We start from the raw sequence: 14,205 nt of genomic DNA, 5'->3' as shown, positions 1-14,205 counted from the left end.
ACCCCCGAACTAGCATCCGCCCGTGAATCCTGAACTCCTCGCCTCCGTAGCTGTCCCGCTCCCGAAGGGCCGGATGATTACCTCTGATGAGGGTGACGGCGACATGCAACCGCTGTGGCTGAGTGATACCCCGGCTTCCGCCGAGTTGTGGACCCACCTGTGCTCCGAGCACAGCGCCTCGGGCCTGTGGCCTCTCCTTCTTGACGCCGATGACCCGAACGACGGCGAATTCCGGCCCTGGGCGTCCGGCGAGCTGTCTCCTGAGCGGATGACCTCACCCGACGCGCACGACCCGGCGGTTCTCCTGGCGCAGTGGTGGAAGGTGTACACGAGTACCGACGACGATGATGACCTCCTCATGCCCGAGAAGCGTCTCGCAGTCACCGCGCCGTTCGGCCAGGCCTGGCCAAGTCCCGCCCGCAGCCAAGAGCCCGTGACAGGTGCTGATGAGATGGCCGCAGAGTACGCGCGGGTCTTCGCCGATCAGCATCCTCGGTCGAGGCTTGGGCTCGTCGCCGCTGCCTGCGGTGCGGACGCACTTACCGCCGTCGGCTGGAACGGTCCCGCCAACTACGACAACGACACGGCCAAGTTCTCCGCCGTCGTACGCGACTGGGAGCGCCGCTTCGGTGCGCGCGTCGTGGCCGTCGGCTTCAGCACCCTCCATCTCAGTGTCGCGGCGCCCCCGATGACTACCGAGGATGCCCTCTTGGTCGCCGCCGAGCACTTCGCCTTCTGCCCGGACAACATTTGGCAGGGCTCCCGTCCCTACACCCTGGCCGCCTACGCCGAGCGCATCGTCGGCATGAATTGCTGGGACTTCTGGTGGGATTGACCTCAGCGGCGAAGCACAGGAATGGTCACCGGGCCTCCGGTCGGATGGCGGGGGAGGCGCACGCGAGGAATGGTCCAGCCGCCTTGCTCCACGACTCGCCTCGCGCGAGAGCGGCTGCCCCTTCTTTACGCAGAGACTCGACCACGGGCGCCAAGAAGTCAGTCCGCCACTGCCTCACGGTCTCCGGCTTCATGCCGCTGGACTCGACCGCAGTCCCCACCTTGGCTTCTAGAGCGGCGGCGCCCTGCGCCAAGTTGTCGCCGGTCCACTCGTCTACGTGCTCGGCCACCAGGGCCCACGACAGCTTGATCATGCGCGGATCGTAGAGGCGACGGCGAAGAGCAGGAAGAGAGCGGAGGGGGTGGGGTATGACCCCTGAAGTCCACCCTCCCCGACCGCCTTGTCTTAGCAGCTCGGATCCTGCCACGGTTCCAGAGGTCGTTTGCCCTCGGCCGACGGGGCGTCATGCGGAGTATCCGCAGGTCAATGGCCTGAACGGATGGCATGCGGCGGCAGGGTGGTGCAAAGCATCGAGGGCATGCGGCCCTCCCCGCAGCGAGCAGGAAGGGCGTTCCGAATGGTCACGCAGCGCTGGCGTCGACCTTCATGCCGGGGCGATCGTGGAGGTAGGACCAGTAGACGGCCAAGGTGGACGACTCCTTCGCCGCCGGATTGATGCGCAACCGCGTTGTCGTCTCCCTGTCGAACCGCCGATGGCACTTAAGGCACAGGGGCACGTAGTGCATCGGGTCTGTGCTGTAGGGGATGCCTGCATGCCTCCCTTTCTCGTCGCGTGACTCGTTGGAGTCCAGATGGTCGTACGCCCATTCGGCGCCCTGCTTGCCGCAGTCTCGCCAGCAGGGGCGGGCGCTCGCCTTCCCGCGCTGCATGCCGACGATGCGGTGAGCCTCGACGTACGACATGGGGGCGCGATGCGCCGGACCGCCGCAGGTCTTCGTTCGTCCGCTGGTGAAGTTGCTCATGTCGACGTCCTTCACTTCGCCGCAGGCACAGAGGCACAGGAGACGGCGCGGATGCCCCTCTACGCGGCAGATGAAGGTCAGCATTCCCCGGCGCATACCGAGCTCGTACGTCGGACGCGACGGCGCCCCAGCGGCGGAGCGGCGGCGAGAGGGAGATTTCGTCATCGACTTGCTCAAGAGGTAGAGCCTCCTTGCAGGCTTGCTTGATCTACTGGCTTGCAATGTGGCTGAGGTTCCCCCGCTGCGCGGGAGTGGCTGACTAGCTGGTCAGGGAGGGTTGACGGGGTTTCAGGTTCACTGGTTCGGCCGTTGCCTGGTTGGCGTAGTGCTTCTCTTCGAACTCGATGGGGCTGAGGTAGCCGAGCCGTTTCTGGATGCGGCGGGGGTTGTAGAAGCCGTCGATGTACTCGAAGAGCGCGTGCGGGTGCTCGTCGATGAGCGTCCTCACCTGGGCCGGGTCGGGTCGAGCTGAGCGGCGAAAAAAGCCGAGGCCGTCCGCAGGACCTCGTTCGCCCGCTTGAGCTGGGCGTTCTCCTTGCGCAGAGCCACCAGCTCCTCGCGTTCGGCGGTGGTGAGCAGATCGTCCCGCTCGCCGGCGTCGGCCTCGGCCTGGCGGATCCAGCCGCGCAGAGCCTCGTGATGCACGCCGAGTTCCTCGGCCATGCGGCGGATGACGGGCTTCGGCTCGGCAGTGCGGTACATCCGCACCGCACGCTCACGCAACTCCAGCGGGTATTTTCTGGGGGCAGGCATCGTCAGATCTCCTCTCACGAGATCCATCTGACCTGCTGTCACCCTTCCTCGCATCTCGGGGGAACCTCAGGCGGCCCTGATGGGCCGCACCTGGGCTAGCGGGCTTACGACTGGGCCGAGCGAAGCTCGGCTGCACCGGGTGCAGATGCCATGTCGCCAGCGCTGACGCTCTTCCGCCGCTGCCCTAACTAGATAGCGAGGCAGCGAATGTTTCCCCAGGTCGGAGCTGGTTTCCGTACATGTCGCGCCTGTACTCGGTACAGGTTTGCGCTAGAGCCGCTCGGGATGCGTGCGGCAGGGCGACGGTGCGCCCTTCTCCTTCTGGAACACATAGCTGCCGAGCACCAGGCAGGCCGCTGACGAACGCGGCGACACCAGGTCGAGGCGCTTCGCGCTGGCGACGGCGCCGGTCGTGCTCTGCTTGCTGAGCCGTGTGCCGTTCCTCGACAGGATGGCCGCGAGCGCGTTGGGTCCGAACGGTGCGTGCCCGTGCCTATCGGCCCAGCCGAGTGCGGCGAAATGCACGCGGTGCGCGAGGGCGAAGCGCTCATCACGTGCCATGCGCCGGTACTCATGTTGCGAGACGGCGCCCCAGGGTTTGCCGCCTCGACAGCGCTCGCGAACGGCGTCCCCATCCACGAAGTGAGCCGCTGGCTCGGTCACCGGAACATCAAGACCACCGTCGACACGTACGGGCACCTGGTGCCGGAGGCGTGGGGCCGGTGCCGGGACGTGATGCAGCAGGCGCTTCGGCCGTCGCCGGTACGCGCCGTCGCAGTGGCGGCATGACGTGCTGACTGATCGACACGGTGCTGACTTGGTGCTGACCCTGCACCCCTCCAGAGGGCAGAAACCCTTGGGAACACTGGGAAGGAAGGGGTTCCATGAACGTTCCGGTTCAACGTCTGGTCGGACGTGGACAAACGGCCTGACCTGCGAGAAAGCAGGTCAGGCCGTTGTGCAGTCCGCAGCTGTCCGCAGAACCTGGAGCAGCTATGTGTCGTAGACCGTGGAGCGGTGTCCGACGTGTACGACCCACACCACCAGCTCCCCGTTGTCGATCGTGTAGACGACACGGTAGTCGCCGACCCGAAGGCGGCGGCGCTCAGGCTGGGATATGAGTGCGGTGGTGTTGAAGCCGAAGGGGTCGCTCTCCAGCTCTGTAAGTTTGGCCAGGATGCGAAGCGCCATGTCCCGCGGGATCTTGCGCAGCTCGGCCTGGGCCTCGGGCCGGAACACCGTGCGGTAGTCACTCACTGCGTGCCAGCGTCTCCCTCATCACGTCCTCGATCGGGACGCCGGCGGCCGGGCTCGCCATGCGCTCGTCGATGATGCGGTTGATCTCGCGCTCCTCCCACTCCTGGTACTTGCGCAGCACGTCGATCGAGACCACAGCGGCGACCTGCTTGCCGCGACGGGTGATGACAGTGGGCACGTCGTCACGGTCGGCCCGTTCGACGACTTCGGCCAAGTGAGCGCGTACGTCGCGGATGGACTCTATGGGCAGCGGCTGAGTCATGCTTCAAGGGTACCGAGTGTGCCATGTGTACACAACGCCTGCGGGCCCCGGCCGGTGCCGGGGGTCAGCGGTGGCAGTATGCGGGGACATAGCGAGAGGGGGCGGGGCGGGATGGGGCGCAGTGAGCGGGAGGCGGTTGCCGCAGGAGGCGGCTGTACGAGGCGGCGCAGGCGGTGGTCGGCGACCACGGGCGGGCTGTCGAGGTCCGCGTGGTGGAATTCGAAGTGCAGGTACTACAAGGCTCACGCCTTGGCCTTGGCCGGCGAGCAGATCCGCATTCTCGACGTCACGGACAGGCCCAACCCCATCGCAAATGCAGAGGACTTCTGGATGTTCGACCGCTCCGAAGTGGTCCTCATGAACTGACTGAACAAGGGGCGCCGGACGCTGACTGCGGTCAGCGCGTCTGTTCGAGGCAGATCGCCTGGTCAGCAGAGCGGTTTTATTGTGACCGCATGCCTCTCGATGACGCACTGGCGGCCCGTATGGCCGAGCCGGACTTCTGGCCCGTGTACCTATTCGACGACGACGCACCCGACGTCTACGACGAGGACGTGGATGACCAGGAATCGCATGTTGCCCGATTCCAGCTGGGAGGCGGTTTCGCGCTGATACTCGACCTGACGCTCGGGCTGGAGTACGTCGGTCTTGCCCTGGCGGCCCCAGGCCTTCCGGAACCGGTGACGGTGGGCTGGGACGACCAGGCCCACTTCCACCCGCACGTGATGCCCTGGCCGGAGCTGGACCTGCTGTGCCGCGTAGTCGCCCTGCACGACCCGGAGCTGCGGCATCCCGGGCCGATGCTGGCGTTGCTGTGCCGCTTCGCGTTCCTGGCGGAGTTAGACGACCTGGACAGGGTCACGCCGCTGGTGGACGCGGCGTTCGAGCTGATGCGGCCCGGGGACGGGGAAGGCGGGGTGCGGGCGGAGACACGCGACTGGTTCGACCTGCGGGATCTGCGCGGCACTGGGGTTGTGTGGACCAGCCGGACCGACGGCCACCGAGCCGTCGACCAGCACGGCGACGACGGCCTGCCGCTGTACTCCCTCCGTGCGCCGGACTCGGAGGACTTTCCGTTCGCTGCGTGGTCGGCGCTGCTCGCCCACGCCCGAGAGCGCTTGGACGCAGCGGTTGGGGACCGCACGCTAAGGGCTCCGGCAGTACGGCAGGCCCTCGACCGTTGCACCGCGCCCGATGGATACGAGCACCTGGCCGCGCTGGCCGACGCACTCTCCGCCGCCGGGTACACCCATCCCGTCCTGATGCGCGCGGTCGCTCAACCTGGTGACCGGGCAGAGGCCTGCTGGGCCGTGGAAACCCTGAGCGGCCTGCCGCAGGGCAAGCTTGTGCCCCGCTGGTTCGGCCCGAGCCCGCTGTCCGCCGGCAGATCCTGGCGGCTGTCGCTCACCCTCCCCGTGGCGGGAAGGCCGTGGCGCTTCGGTCAGCAGGTCGCCGGGGAGCTCAGCACCGCCCTTCAGGAAGCCGGTCTCGGCGATGCAGAAGTCGGCGGCAGCATGTCACGGCCGGAGGGTGGCGGCTACGTCCACGTGGAAGACCACCTCAACCTCCTGATCCGAGACGACCTCGCACTCGGCGTGACGCTTATCGCCCGGATCCTGCACAACTATCGTGCAGCGGAAACTGCCATCCTCCGGCATGCCGGAAAGGAGGGCGAGGTCATATCCCTCCGGCAGACGACCTGACTGCCGCTCGCCTCGACCACGGCTTCCACCCTGGCTTCGAGGCGGCCGCGCGTGTGCAGTGTCGTCCCCGGTCCACCCTGTCGCCCGATTCCAGGACGTCACCGAAGGGCGGCTGCACCTGGTTGTGCCGTTGAGGAGCCGTTTCAGTCGGTACCCCAACCCCGTGGACACGACCCGCCCTCATCGACGGGCGGGTGGCATGCCACGGATCTCCGGCACGTACGGAGGCCCGGCGAGTCCGCAGACAGTCCGCAGGACACCCGCAAACGCCCGTCGGAGTCCAACGCACATCAACGTAGAAATCCCTGGTCAGGGCCCTGGACGGGGCTCCGTCGCAGGTCAGGATCGGCTGGCAGGCATCCCGCTTCAATGTATAGGCCATGCATCACCGTGGATCCGGCGAATTAGCAAACTGCCAGGTCAGGCGGGGTCGGCCCGAGTTCGGGTCGACCCCGTTCGCGTGCCCGTGGCTGGATCCCGGCTGGATGACGTGACACTTCGTCACCTGTCGTCACCCGTCGTTCTCCGCACGCCGGCTTGGATCCCGGCTGGATGACGCTGACTGGTGGTCGGTGCGGAGGTGGCGTCCATGCATGCCCGCGGGGCCGAGCGTTTCGGGCAATCGGCGCCCCCTGACCGGGCGGCGTGAACGGTCCTGTCGCCGCCCGGGTGGCGGGGTGCGGTGGCGGGCTCGACGGGCTTCGCCGGCCACCCGGGGTGCCTCTGTGTCTTGTCAAGCCGCCTGGCCAAGGTGGGACTTGGCTCTTCGTTCATCGGCGATCATGACGCGCCACACGTGGTCCCGCCGGAACAGGTGGTGAAGTACAACTCGTCGCTCGGCGATACCACGCTGAAGCTGACCTGGCTGGATGCTGGAAGTCGAAGGCTTCTGGCCCCATGGCGCCCACCTGCCCGAGCTGCGACGCGTCGTCGTTGCCGTGGACCCGGCGACGGAGTCGCACGAGAACGCGGACATGGCCGCGTTCACCGTCGCGGGACGCGGTTGCCCCGTCGAAACCACCTACGGCGACCGCGCCCGCGCGGTTTTTTATTGCACCCGGTCAGGAGACGTCGCGGACGGTGTTACGAAGCGTCCCGAGCTTGCTGACTTCGACTTCGACGACGTCACCGTCGACGATGAATCCCGGCGGCTCCATGAAGAGTCCGACACCGCCCGGCGTGCCGGTGACGATGACGTCGCCGGGGGAGAGCGGAGTGAACGCGGTGACGTACTCGATGATCGACGGAATATCGTTGATCAGGTCGGCGACCTTGCCGTGCTGGCGTATCTCACCGTTGACCCGGGTCGTGAGCTCGAGTTCGGTGACATCGCCGACCTCGTCGGCCGTCACCAGACAAGGACCGAAGCCACCGGTCCCCGGCCAGGTCTTGCCAGGCAGCCACTGACTGGCGGCACGCTGCCAGTCGCGCACCGAGAAGTCGTTGTACACGGCATAGCCGGCGATGTGGTCGTAGGCCTCGGTCTTGGAGACCTGATGCGCGGGCTTGGAGATGATCAGAGCCACCTCGCCCTCGTAGTCGAACTGCGCGGAGTGCGCCGGCTTGAGGGCGTCCTCGCCGTGCCCGATCTGGCTGTCGGCGTAGCGGGCGAAGACGACCGGGGCCTGGGGAGCCGCCTTGCCGATCTCGTCCTGGTGGGTGCGGTAGTTGACTCCGATGCAGATGATCTTGCCAGGCTCCGGGATGACCGGTGCGAGCCGCACATCGCTGAGCGCCACCGGGTGGTCGGTGTAGTGCGCCAGGGAATCGAGGGCGCCGGCTGCGATGGCCTCAGCGAGCGAAGGTGCTGTCGGGGTCGCGTCATAGACGGTCTCGGCGTCGAGACGCCCCCAGGCGATGCTGTGGTCGGCGCGGTAGTAGCTGACGAACTTGCTCATCGGGTGCTCCTGTTCAGTGGTGGGTTCAGTGGTGGGCGAGAGTGCGGGATTCCGGAGTACGGATCAGTCCGTCGGGAGCGGTCGTCGATGAAGGCGCGGAGGCCCTCGACGACGCGTTGCTCTCCGGCGGAGTCGAACACCGCCGCGACGTAGCGGTCGGGACGTACCGCGACGAAGACCGGAAGGGTGCCGGCGCCGGAGGTGAGTACGGCGGTGGTCTCGGTGACCATGCCGTCGATCGGCTCGCCGTCCGGTGCGCGGACGCACAGCCGGTTCGCGCCGATCGCGTCCCAGTACGCATCGACCGCGGCGTCGGGCGGACCTCCGATCTGCAACAGCATCCATCCGCTCCCGAGGTGGGCGTCGAGTCCGCGTTCGGCACCGGTGGCGTCGCGTACGACCGGTTGGCTCAGAGCGCGGCCGACGGTCACGGTGTCGAGGGTGACGTCGTGGGCCGCGACGGCGACTCCGGCGGTGTAGTCGGGTGGTGCGATGAAGCGCATGTTGGCGAGGAATTCGCGTACGCGGGGGATCAGGCTGACCGTGCGGACGACGGTGTCGCGTACGCGCGTGACCACCGGGTGGGTCGCCATGACGACTGCGCCGATGCGGCGCGAGACCGTCACCATCGCGGCTCCGTGGGTGCGGCGCTCGACCTCGTACGAGTCCAGCAGCCGCTCGGTCGCGCCGCCCCTGATCGCCTCGATCAGCTTCCAGGTGAGGTTAACCGCGTCGCGGATACCGGCGTTCAGGCCCTGGCCCGCGAACGGCGGCATCAGGTGCGCGGCGTCGCCGACGAGGAACGTGCGCCCCGCACGGTACGTCCGCGCGACACGCTGGTGCGCGATGTACACGACCGCGCGGCGCACGTCGTCCGGCGCCAGCTCGGCCCGGAAGCGCGGCACGACCAGCTCGCGGATCCGCTCCGGCGTCGTCATCTCCTCGGGGTCCTCGTCGTCGAAGAGCATGAACTCGATCCGCAGGCGTCCCTTGACGCCGGGCACGAGCACGTACGGCCGCTCCCCGTCGCCGTGGAATTCGGCGAACGGGTCCCGCGTGCGCGGCTCGTTGTGCAGATCGACGACGATCCACCGCTGCGGTTGGGTGGTACCGGCCAGATCGATCCCGACCGCCCGGCGGGTGAAGCTGCGTCCGCCGTCGGCGCCGATCAGCCAGTCGGCGGTCAGAGTCCGCGTCTTCTCTCCGATCGTCACGGTCACGCCGACCCCGTCGCTGTCCTGCGTGATCGCGGTCGCCTCGGCGCCGCGCAGGAACTCGAGCCCCTCGTGCGCGACTGCTCGCTCCCACAGCAGCCGCTCCAGGAGCGGCTGGTCGAACTGGGTCTTGGCGGGGTGCCCCAGCCGCGACGCGACCGGCCTCGCCTCGAGCAGGAGGCGGTCCCCGAGCCCGAAGTAGCGACTGCCGGTGTCAAGCAGGGACTCGGCCTTGAGCGCGTCGGCCACACCGAGCTGCTCAAGGGTGCGGAACGACTCGTCCTGGAGGCTGATCGCGCGAGGCAGGTCGCCCGGTTCGGTCTCCTTCTCCACGAGCGTCGTACGCACCCCCGCATCGGCGAGCAGGAGAGCGGCGACGAGCCCGATCGGACCGGCACCCACCACGAGCACGTCACGCCGCGTGGTCACGACGTCGCCTCCGGTCGTGGGCGGAGCGTGAAGTGGGTGCCGAAGTCGGCGCCCCGTGTCAGCTCCCAGTACTCCAGATGGCTGTACGGCCATACCTGCGAGACCCGGCCGCGGGAGTTCTTGTACCAGGTGCGTACCTGCGGCTGCCCCCACGCGCGCTCGGCGTTGCCCTGGTCGATCCACGCGAGGAAGCGGTCCAGGGTCTCCTGCTTGACCTCGAGCGACGCCGCCCCGCGGCGCAGCATCTGGTGGATCGCCTCGGTGGTGAACTCGACCCCGCACTCGATCATGAAGTGGAACTGGCCGTGTACCACGTAGTTCGTGTTGGGCCCCTGGATGAGGAAGAGATTCGGGAAGCCGGGTACGGCGACACCTGCCCAGGCTGTGGCATCACCGTTCCAGTGCTCCTTCAGGGTCTGCCCGGACGGTCCGGTGACCACGATCGGGTCGAGGTAGTCGGACGCCTTGAACCCGGTCGCGTAGATCACGACGTCGACCGGGTGGTGCTCGCCGTCGGCGGTGACGATGCCGTCGGACGTGAACCGCTCGATCGGGGAGGTGACGAGCTCGGCGTGCTCCCGGTGCAGTGCGCGCGCCCACACGCCGTTGTCGCGGAGCATGCGCTTGCCGCCGGGGGGATACGCGGGCACCACGACATCGAGCATGTCGGGACGGTCCGCCCACTGCTCACGCATGATCGCGGTGAGTGCCTCACGCACCCGCAGGTTGGTCGCCGATACCGAGTCGGTGCGGTCCCACTCCGGATCGACCATGACGGTGTGCAGCCGTCCCGTGCGCGCACCCCAGAACGCCTGGAAGCGGAACCACTGCCCGTAGTGCGGGACGTGCTCGCCGAGCCAGGCCAGGGCCGGCGGTGTCGGGTCGTGGTAGTTCGGGGCGGGAACCGTCCACGGTCCGGACCGCTGGAAGACATCGAGGTGGGCGACGCGGTCGATGATGCTCGGGACGATCTGGTAGGCGCTGGCGCCGGTGCCGACCACCGCGACGCGCTTCCCGGTCAGGTCCACGTCGTGGTCCCACCGCGCGGAGTGCATCTGCACGCCGCCGAAGTCGTCCTGTCCGGGGATCTCCGGGATGTTCGGCTTCTCCAGTTGCCCGGTCGCGGCGATGACGGCGTGGAACCGCCGGTACTGCTCGACGCCGTCGCGCCGTACGACGACCTCCCAGGTGGCCGATGCCTCGTCCCAGGTCATCGAGATGACCTCGGTGTCGAACTCGATGTGCTCGCGCAGCTTGGCGCGATCGACGATGTCGACGGCGTACGCCTCGATCTCCGCGCCCTCGGCGTACGCGTCGGGCCAGTCGGCCCGCTGGGCGAAGGAGAAGCTGTAGCCGAAGGTCGGGGTGTCGAGACGTACGCCCGGGTAGGTGTTGGCCCACCAGGTGCCGCCGACCTCGGGGTGCTTCTCGAACGCGACGAACCGTACGCCCGCCTGCTTGAGCCGGTACATCGTTGCGATGCCGCTCATCCCGGTGCCGATGACCGCGACGTCGAAGTCGCGGTCGGGGGCGACCTCGTCGATGTGCCAGGTCGGTGCTCCCGGACGCTGCGCGACCAGGTCGAGCTCGTGCATCATCAGTGCCGCATCCTCGGCACTCGCCCCGCCCGTGATGAAGTCGACAATGGTGCGTGCTTCCTCGGGCTCCAGCAGACGGGGCCGGGTGAGCCCCTCGTCGCGGACGCGCTTGAGCGCGGACAGCGCGAGCTGACGCGCATGCGCCTGCGCGGCCCCGCTCATGCCGCCGTGAGCAGGCGGGGTCGTGTCGACGGGAGGAAGCGGGGGGCGCAGCTCCGCCGGGATCAGCGTGTGATCTCCGGTCAGAGCTGCCAGCGCCGTGAGCAGCGACGGCAGGTCGGCCTCTGCGACGATGCGTTCGAGGAAGGAGTCGTCCTCCGTGATGGGCGTGTACTCGTCGCGCCAGTACACGTCGTCGATCTGGGCGACCTCGCTCGGGTCGGTCATCAGCCCTCCATCGTGTTCGGGGTTCTCTCGGGGGTATGCCGGGATCACGCGATGCAGGCGGCCTCGAAGACCTTGCCGAGTACGTCGTCGAGTTCTTGGGCTAGGCACTCGGCGGCGATCACATGGTCGGGGCGGACGATGACGGCGCCGACCGGGCGTGCGTCGAACCAGGTCTGCAGGCTTGTCTCCCCGCCGAGGTCGCCGACGAGGGTGGTGCCGGCCGCAGCCTGTTTGCGCGCCCACGGCAGCTGCGCCTTCGGCACCACTTGCACGAGGCGGGCGCCGAGGCGATCGAGCACGGCGAGCCGCTCTGCCGCCAGGAAGACCGTCGGGTCGTTGTTCCAGGTGATCACACGCCAGCCCTGCCCGGTGGCCTCGTCGAGCAGCATCTCCACGCCGTCCGCGTCGGTGGACCGCGGCTGCGGGAAGATCGAGCCGGCGAGACGCGGCACGTCGCGGGCCGGCAGCGTCTTGAACGCCGGCAGCGGCGTGTGCACCACGACGCCCTGTTCGAACTTCGGTTGGGGCTTGAACGCCTGCCGCTTCTGCGCCTCCCGCTCCTCGGGGGTGCGGTTGGCCGCTATCCGGTCGCGCTCGGCGGCCTTGACCGGATCGTGGTCCGTCATCTCCTTCGCCATCCCGAGGGAGACCGCCACCATCTGCCTGACGTGGCCGAGCCGCTCGGTCTCGTACGTGTCCAGCAGCCCGTCCCCGGAGCGGCCCTTGACGACGGCGGCCAGCTTCCAGCCGAGGTTGAAGGCGTCGCGGATCCCGGAGTTCCAGCCCTGGCCGCCGACGACCGGCATGACATGGGCGGCGTCGCCGGCGAGGAAGATCCGCCCGTGCCGGAACCGCCCGGCGATACGGGCGTGGTGCCGGTAGACGCGGCGGCGGATGATGTCGAGCTTGGACGGGTCCGGCACGTGCGGTGCCAGCAGGTCGAAGATGTACGCGTCGTCGTCGACGAGGTCGGCGGTCTCGTCCTCGAAGAGCGTGAACTCCCAGCGTCTGATGCCGTGCGGCAGGCCGATGGAGGCGTAGCTACGGGCCGGATCCCCGCCGAAGACGGCATGGGGCGTGCCGATCGGGTCGTTGGCGACGTCGATCACGATGCCGTCGGTCGGCCGGGTCTCGCCCTCGAACGAGATGCCCAGGCGCTTGCGGGTGGGCGAGGCTCCGCCCTCGGCGGCGACGACGTACAGCGCGCGCACCGTCTCGCCGTTCGCGAGGGTGGCGACCACGCCGTCCGCGTCCTCGGTCAGGTCCACGACCTCGGCACCGAAGCGTGCGGTGGCGTTCGGGAACCGGTCCAGGCCGGCGAGCAGCACCTGGTCGACCAGCGGTTGCACGAAGCCGTTGCGCCGCGGCCAGCCGAACTCGCGCGTCGTCGGGTTCACTTCGGAGAGGATCGTCCGGTCCCCGTTGACCATGTAGATCTTCTGGTCGGGGATCGTGTGGGGAAGCACCTCGTCGACCAGGGCCGCGGTCTGCATCGCGCGCAGTGCCTCGTCGTCGATGCCCACGGCCCGCGGGTAGTCGACGAGTTCGTGCTCCCGCTCGACGACGAGGACGTCGATGCCCTGCTGCCCGAGCAGGTTGGCCAGGGTCAGGCCGACGGGGCCCGCGCCGACGACGAGGACGTCGCAAGCGGTGGTCATGAGGTGCTCCCAGTGGATCGTGCCGAGTCGAGCGCGGCGATGGTGTCGCCGAACGCGCGGTTCAGCAGGACGAGATCGATGCCGAGGCCCACGTAGTCGACGAGGCCGTCGGCGAACAGGCCGGCCGCGTAGTCCGGTCGGCCGGAGTAGATGCCGAGGGTGACGCCGTGCGCGGTCGTCACCTCCCGCAGGTACGCGATCGCCTCGCGCACGGGGCCGTCCTCCCAGTCGCCGCGTCCGGGCAGACCGTAGGAGACGGCCAGGTCGGCCGGCCCGATGTAGACCGAGTCCAGGCCCGGGGTGGAGACGATCTCCTCGGCACGGTCGACGCCGGCCTTCGTCTCGATCTGGGCGATGGCGGACACCGCGCGGTTGCCGGCCTCGGTGTACGAGTCACCCGGGTACAGCGCCGGCCTGGACGGACCCAGGCTGCGGTTCCCGACCGGCGGGTACTTGACGGCGGCGACCAGGGCCTCGGTCTGGGACCGGGACTCGACGGTGGGCGCGACGATGCCGCGGGCCCCGCTGTCGAGCAGCCGCAGGACCGGGGCCGGATCCAGCGAACCCACGCGCGCGTACGCGTACGCGTTGTCCCGCGGAATCGAGCGCAGGATCCCGCATGCCGCCTCCAGCCCCAGTTCGCCGTGCTGGAGGTCGAGGACCACCCCGTCGTAGCCGGCTGCCGCAGCCCACTCCGGCATCGAGAACGAGGGGACCGACTGGTGGTAGAGGACAGGGTGCCCGCCGCCGAGAGCCGCCTGCTTCACTGCGCCGCCCCCTCTCGCCCGGCCAGCCGCGCGGCGTGCGCCGCGGCCGCCAGGCCGCCGAAGACCGGCACGATCTCGCGGCGGGCGAACCGCCATTGCCCGTCGACCTTCCGGTACCGCTCGCGGAACTCGCCGACCGAAGCGGGCTGCGTCTGCGGCTCGTTGGTGTCGCGGAACGTCAGGTACTGCACCGTTCCCTCGACCTCCTCGCCGTCCCGCACGAGGCGGATCCCGCCGATGAAGTGCCGGCCGACGATGTCGGTCTGCTTGGCGCGCTTGGCACCCCAGGCCTTCATGGCCTCGCGGTCCATGTCACCCATCGGGCCGACCGAGACGCCGTCCTCGGTGTACAGCTCCCAGGTGGTGTCCGCCCGGTTGTGGTCGAGGCGGTACAGCATCTCGGCGATGAGCTGCTCGATCTCGACGCGGGTGATGGCGTCGACGGGGCGGTAGTCGCTCAT

General features: G+C 68.6%; 16 protein-coding genes and 1 pseudogene. 4 read left to right on the top strand and 13 right to left on the bottom strand.

Annotation, left to right across the window (positions count from 1 at the left end):
* Nucleotides 1–22: 22 nt before the first annotated feature.
* Nucleotides 23–835, top strand: coding sequence for a DUF4253 domain-containing protein (locus ACFY16_RS09695; protein WP_390646547.1), 813 nt, complete (start codon nt 23–25; stop codon nt 833–835).
* A gap of 25 nt (nt 836–860) precedes the next feature.
* On the opposite strand, the gene ACFY16_RS09690 is transcribed toward ACFY16_RS09695, so the two are convergent.
* The 5 genes from ACFY16_RS09690 to ACFY16_RS09670 all read right to left on the bottom strand — a co-directional run bounded on the left by ACFY16_RS09690 (nt 861) and on the right by ACFY16_RS09670 (nt 3,132).
* A complete protein-coding gene (locus tag ACFY16_RS09690; RefSeq protein ID WP_390646546.1) occupies nt 861–1,148 on the bottom strand; it encodes a hypothetical protein in 288 nt (95 codons plus the stop codon).
* A 268-nt stretch (nt 1,149–1,416) separates the two neighbouring features.
* Nucleotides 1,417–1,995, bottom strand: coding sequence for a hypothetical protein (locus tag ACFY16_RS09685; RefSeq protein ID WP_390646545.1), 579 nt, complete (start codon nt 1,993–1,995; stop codon nt 1,417–1,419).
* Nucleotides 1,996–2,077: 82 nt separating this feature from the next.
* Nucleotides 2,078–2,266 carry an IS3 family transposase gene (locus tag ACFY16_RS09680; RefSeq protein WP_390646544.1) on the bottom strand — a complete coding sequence of 63 codons (189 nt, stop codon included), beginning with the start codon at nt 2,264–2,266 and terminating at the stop codon, nt 2,078–2,080.
* Entirely contained in the window at nt 2,263–2,571 is a 309-nt protein-coding gene (locus ACFY16_RS09675; RefSeq protein WP_390646543.1) for a transposase, read from the bottom strand. Before ACFY16_RS09675 ends, ACFY16_RS09680 begins: the two co-directional genes overlap by 4 nt.
* Nucleotides 2,572–2,841: 270 nt before the next feature.
* Complete coding sequence (locus ACFY16_RS09670) at nt 2,842–3,132, bottom strand: hypothetical protein (RefSeq protein WP_390646542.1); 291 nt, start codon at nt 3,130–3,132, stop codon at nt 2,842–2,844.
* Between the two features lie 81 nt (nt 3,133–3,213).
* On the opposite strand from ACFY16_RS09670, the gene ACFY16_RS09665 reads away from it, so the two are divergent.
* Nucleotides 3,214–3,360 (top strand): hypothetical protein, encoded by a 147-nt coding sequence (locus tag ACFY16_RS09665; RefSeq protein WP_390646541.1) that lies wholly within the window; start codon nt 3,214–3,216, stop codon nt 3,358–3,360.
* Between the two features lie 204 nt (nt 3,361–3,564).
* Here ACFY16_RS09665 and ACFY16_RS09660 read toward each other — a convergent pair whose 3' ends face one another.
* Together ACFY16_RS09660 and ACFY16_RS09655 are read right to left on the bottom strand one after the other, a co-directional pair.
* Complete coding sequence (locus tag ACFY16_RS09660; protein ID WP_390646540.1) at nt 3,565–3,828, bottom strand: type II toxin-antitoxin system RelE/ParE family toxin; 264 nt, start codon at nt 3,826–3,828, stop codon at nt 3,565–3,567.
* Nucleotides 3,821–4,090, bottom strand: coding sequence for a type II toxin-antitoxin system Phd/YefM family antitoxin (locus ACFY16_RS09655; protein ID WP_235455136.1), 270 nt, complete (start codon nt 4,088–4,090; stop codon nt 3,821–3,823). The genes ACFY16_RS09660 and ACFY16_RS09655 overlap by 8 nt, the downstream gene beginning before the upstream one ends.
* A 228-nt stretch (nt 4,091–4,318) precedes the next feature.
* Between ACFY16_RS09655 and ACFY16_RS09650 the strand changes: the two are divergent.
* A pseudogene (locus ACFY16_RS09650) lies at nt 4,319–4,453 on the top strand (DUF6879 family protein); the annotation flags it as partial.
* A 92-nt stretch (nt 4,454–4,545) separates the two neighbouring features.
* Entirely contained in the window at nt 4,546–5,793 is a 1,248-nt protein-coding gene (locus ACFY16_RS09645; protein WP_390646539.1) for a hypothetical protein, read from the top strand.
* A 1,061-nt stretch (nt 5,794–6,854) separates the two neighbouring features.
* Here ACFY16_RS09645 and ACFY16_RS09640 read toward each other — a convergent pair.
* Genes ACFY16_RS09640 through ACFY16_RS09615 form a run of 6 tightly spaced genes read right to left on the bottom strand, consistent with a single transcriptional unit; the run spans nt 6,855 to nt 14,205 of the window.
* A complete protein-coding gene (locus ACFY16_RS09640; protein WP_390646538.1) occupies nt 6,855–7,691 on the bottom strand; it encodes a fumarylacetoacetate hydrolase family protein in 837 nt (278 codons plus the stop codon).
* Nucleotides 7,688–9,334 (bottom strand): FAD-dependent monooxygenase, encoded by a 1,647-nt coding sequence (locus tag ACFY16_RS09635; protein ID WP_390646537.1) that lies wholly within the window; start codon nt 9,332–9,334, stop codon nt 7,688–7,690. The genes ACFY16_RS09640 and ACFY16_RS09635 overlap by 4 nt, the downstream gene beginning before the upstream one ends.
* On the bottom strand, nt 9,331–11,319 hold the full coding sequence (locus ACFY16_RS09630) for a flavin-containing monooxygenase (RefSeq protein ID WP_390646536.1): 1,989 nt from the start codon (nt 11,317–11,319) through the stop codon (nt 9,331–9,333). The genes ACFY16_RS09635 and ACFY16_RS09630 overlap by 4 nt, the downstream gene beginning before the upstream one ends.
* A 44-nt stretch (nt 11,320–11,363) precedes the next feature.
* Complete coding sequence (locus ACFY16_RS09625) at nt 11,364–12,977, bottom strand: bifunctional 3-(3-hydroxy-phenyl)propionate/3-hydroxycinnamic acid hydroxylase (RefSeq protein WP_390646535.1); 1,614 nt, start codon at nt 12,975–12,977, stop codon at nt 11,364–11,366.
* Nucleotides 12,974–13,744, bottom strand: a complete 771-nt coding sequence (locus ACFY16_RS09620; protein WP_390646534.1) for an HpcH/HpaI aldolase/citrate lyase family protein — start codon at nt 13,742–13,744, stop codon at nt 12,974–12,976. The genes ACFY16_RS09625 and ACFY16_RS09620 overlap by 4 nt, the downstream gene beginning before the upstream one ends.
* Nucleotides 13,741–14,205, bottom strand: a complete 465-nt coding sequence (locus ACFY16_RS09615) for a nuclear transport factor 2 family protein (RefSeq protein ID WP_390646533.1) — start codon at nt 14,203–14,205, stop codon at nt 13,741–13,743. The genes ACFY16_RS09620 and ACFY16_RS09615 overlap by 4 nt, the downstream gene beginning before the upstream one ends.

Source organism: Streptomyces sp. NPDC001315, assembly GCF_042896175.1.
In the GTDB taxonomy this organism is placed as follows: domain Bacteria; phylum Actinomycetota; class Actinomycetes; order Streptomycetales; family Streptomycetaceae; genus Streptomyces.
Note: the sequence above shows the minus strand (reverse complement) of the source record. Positions and strands in the feature narration are given on the sequence as shown.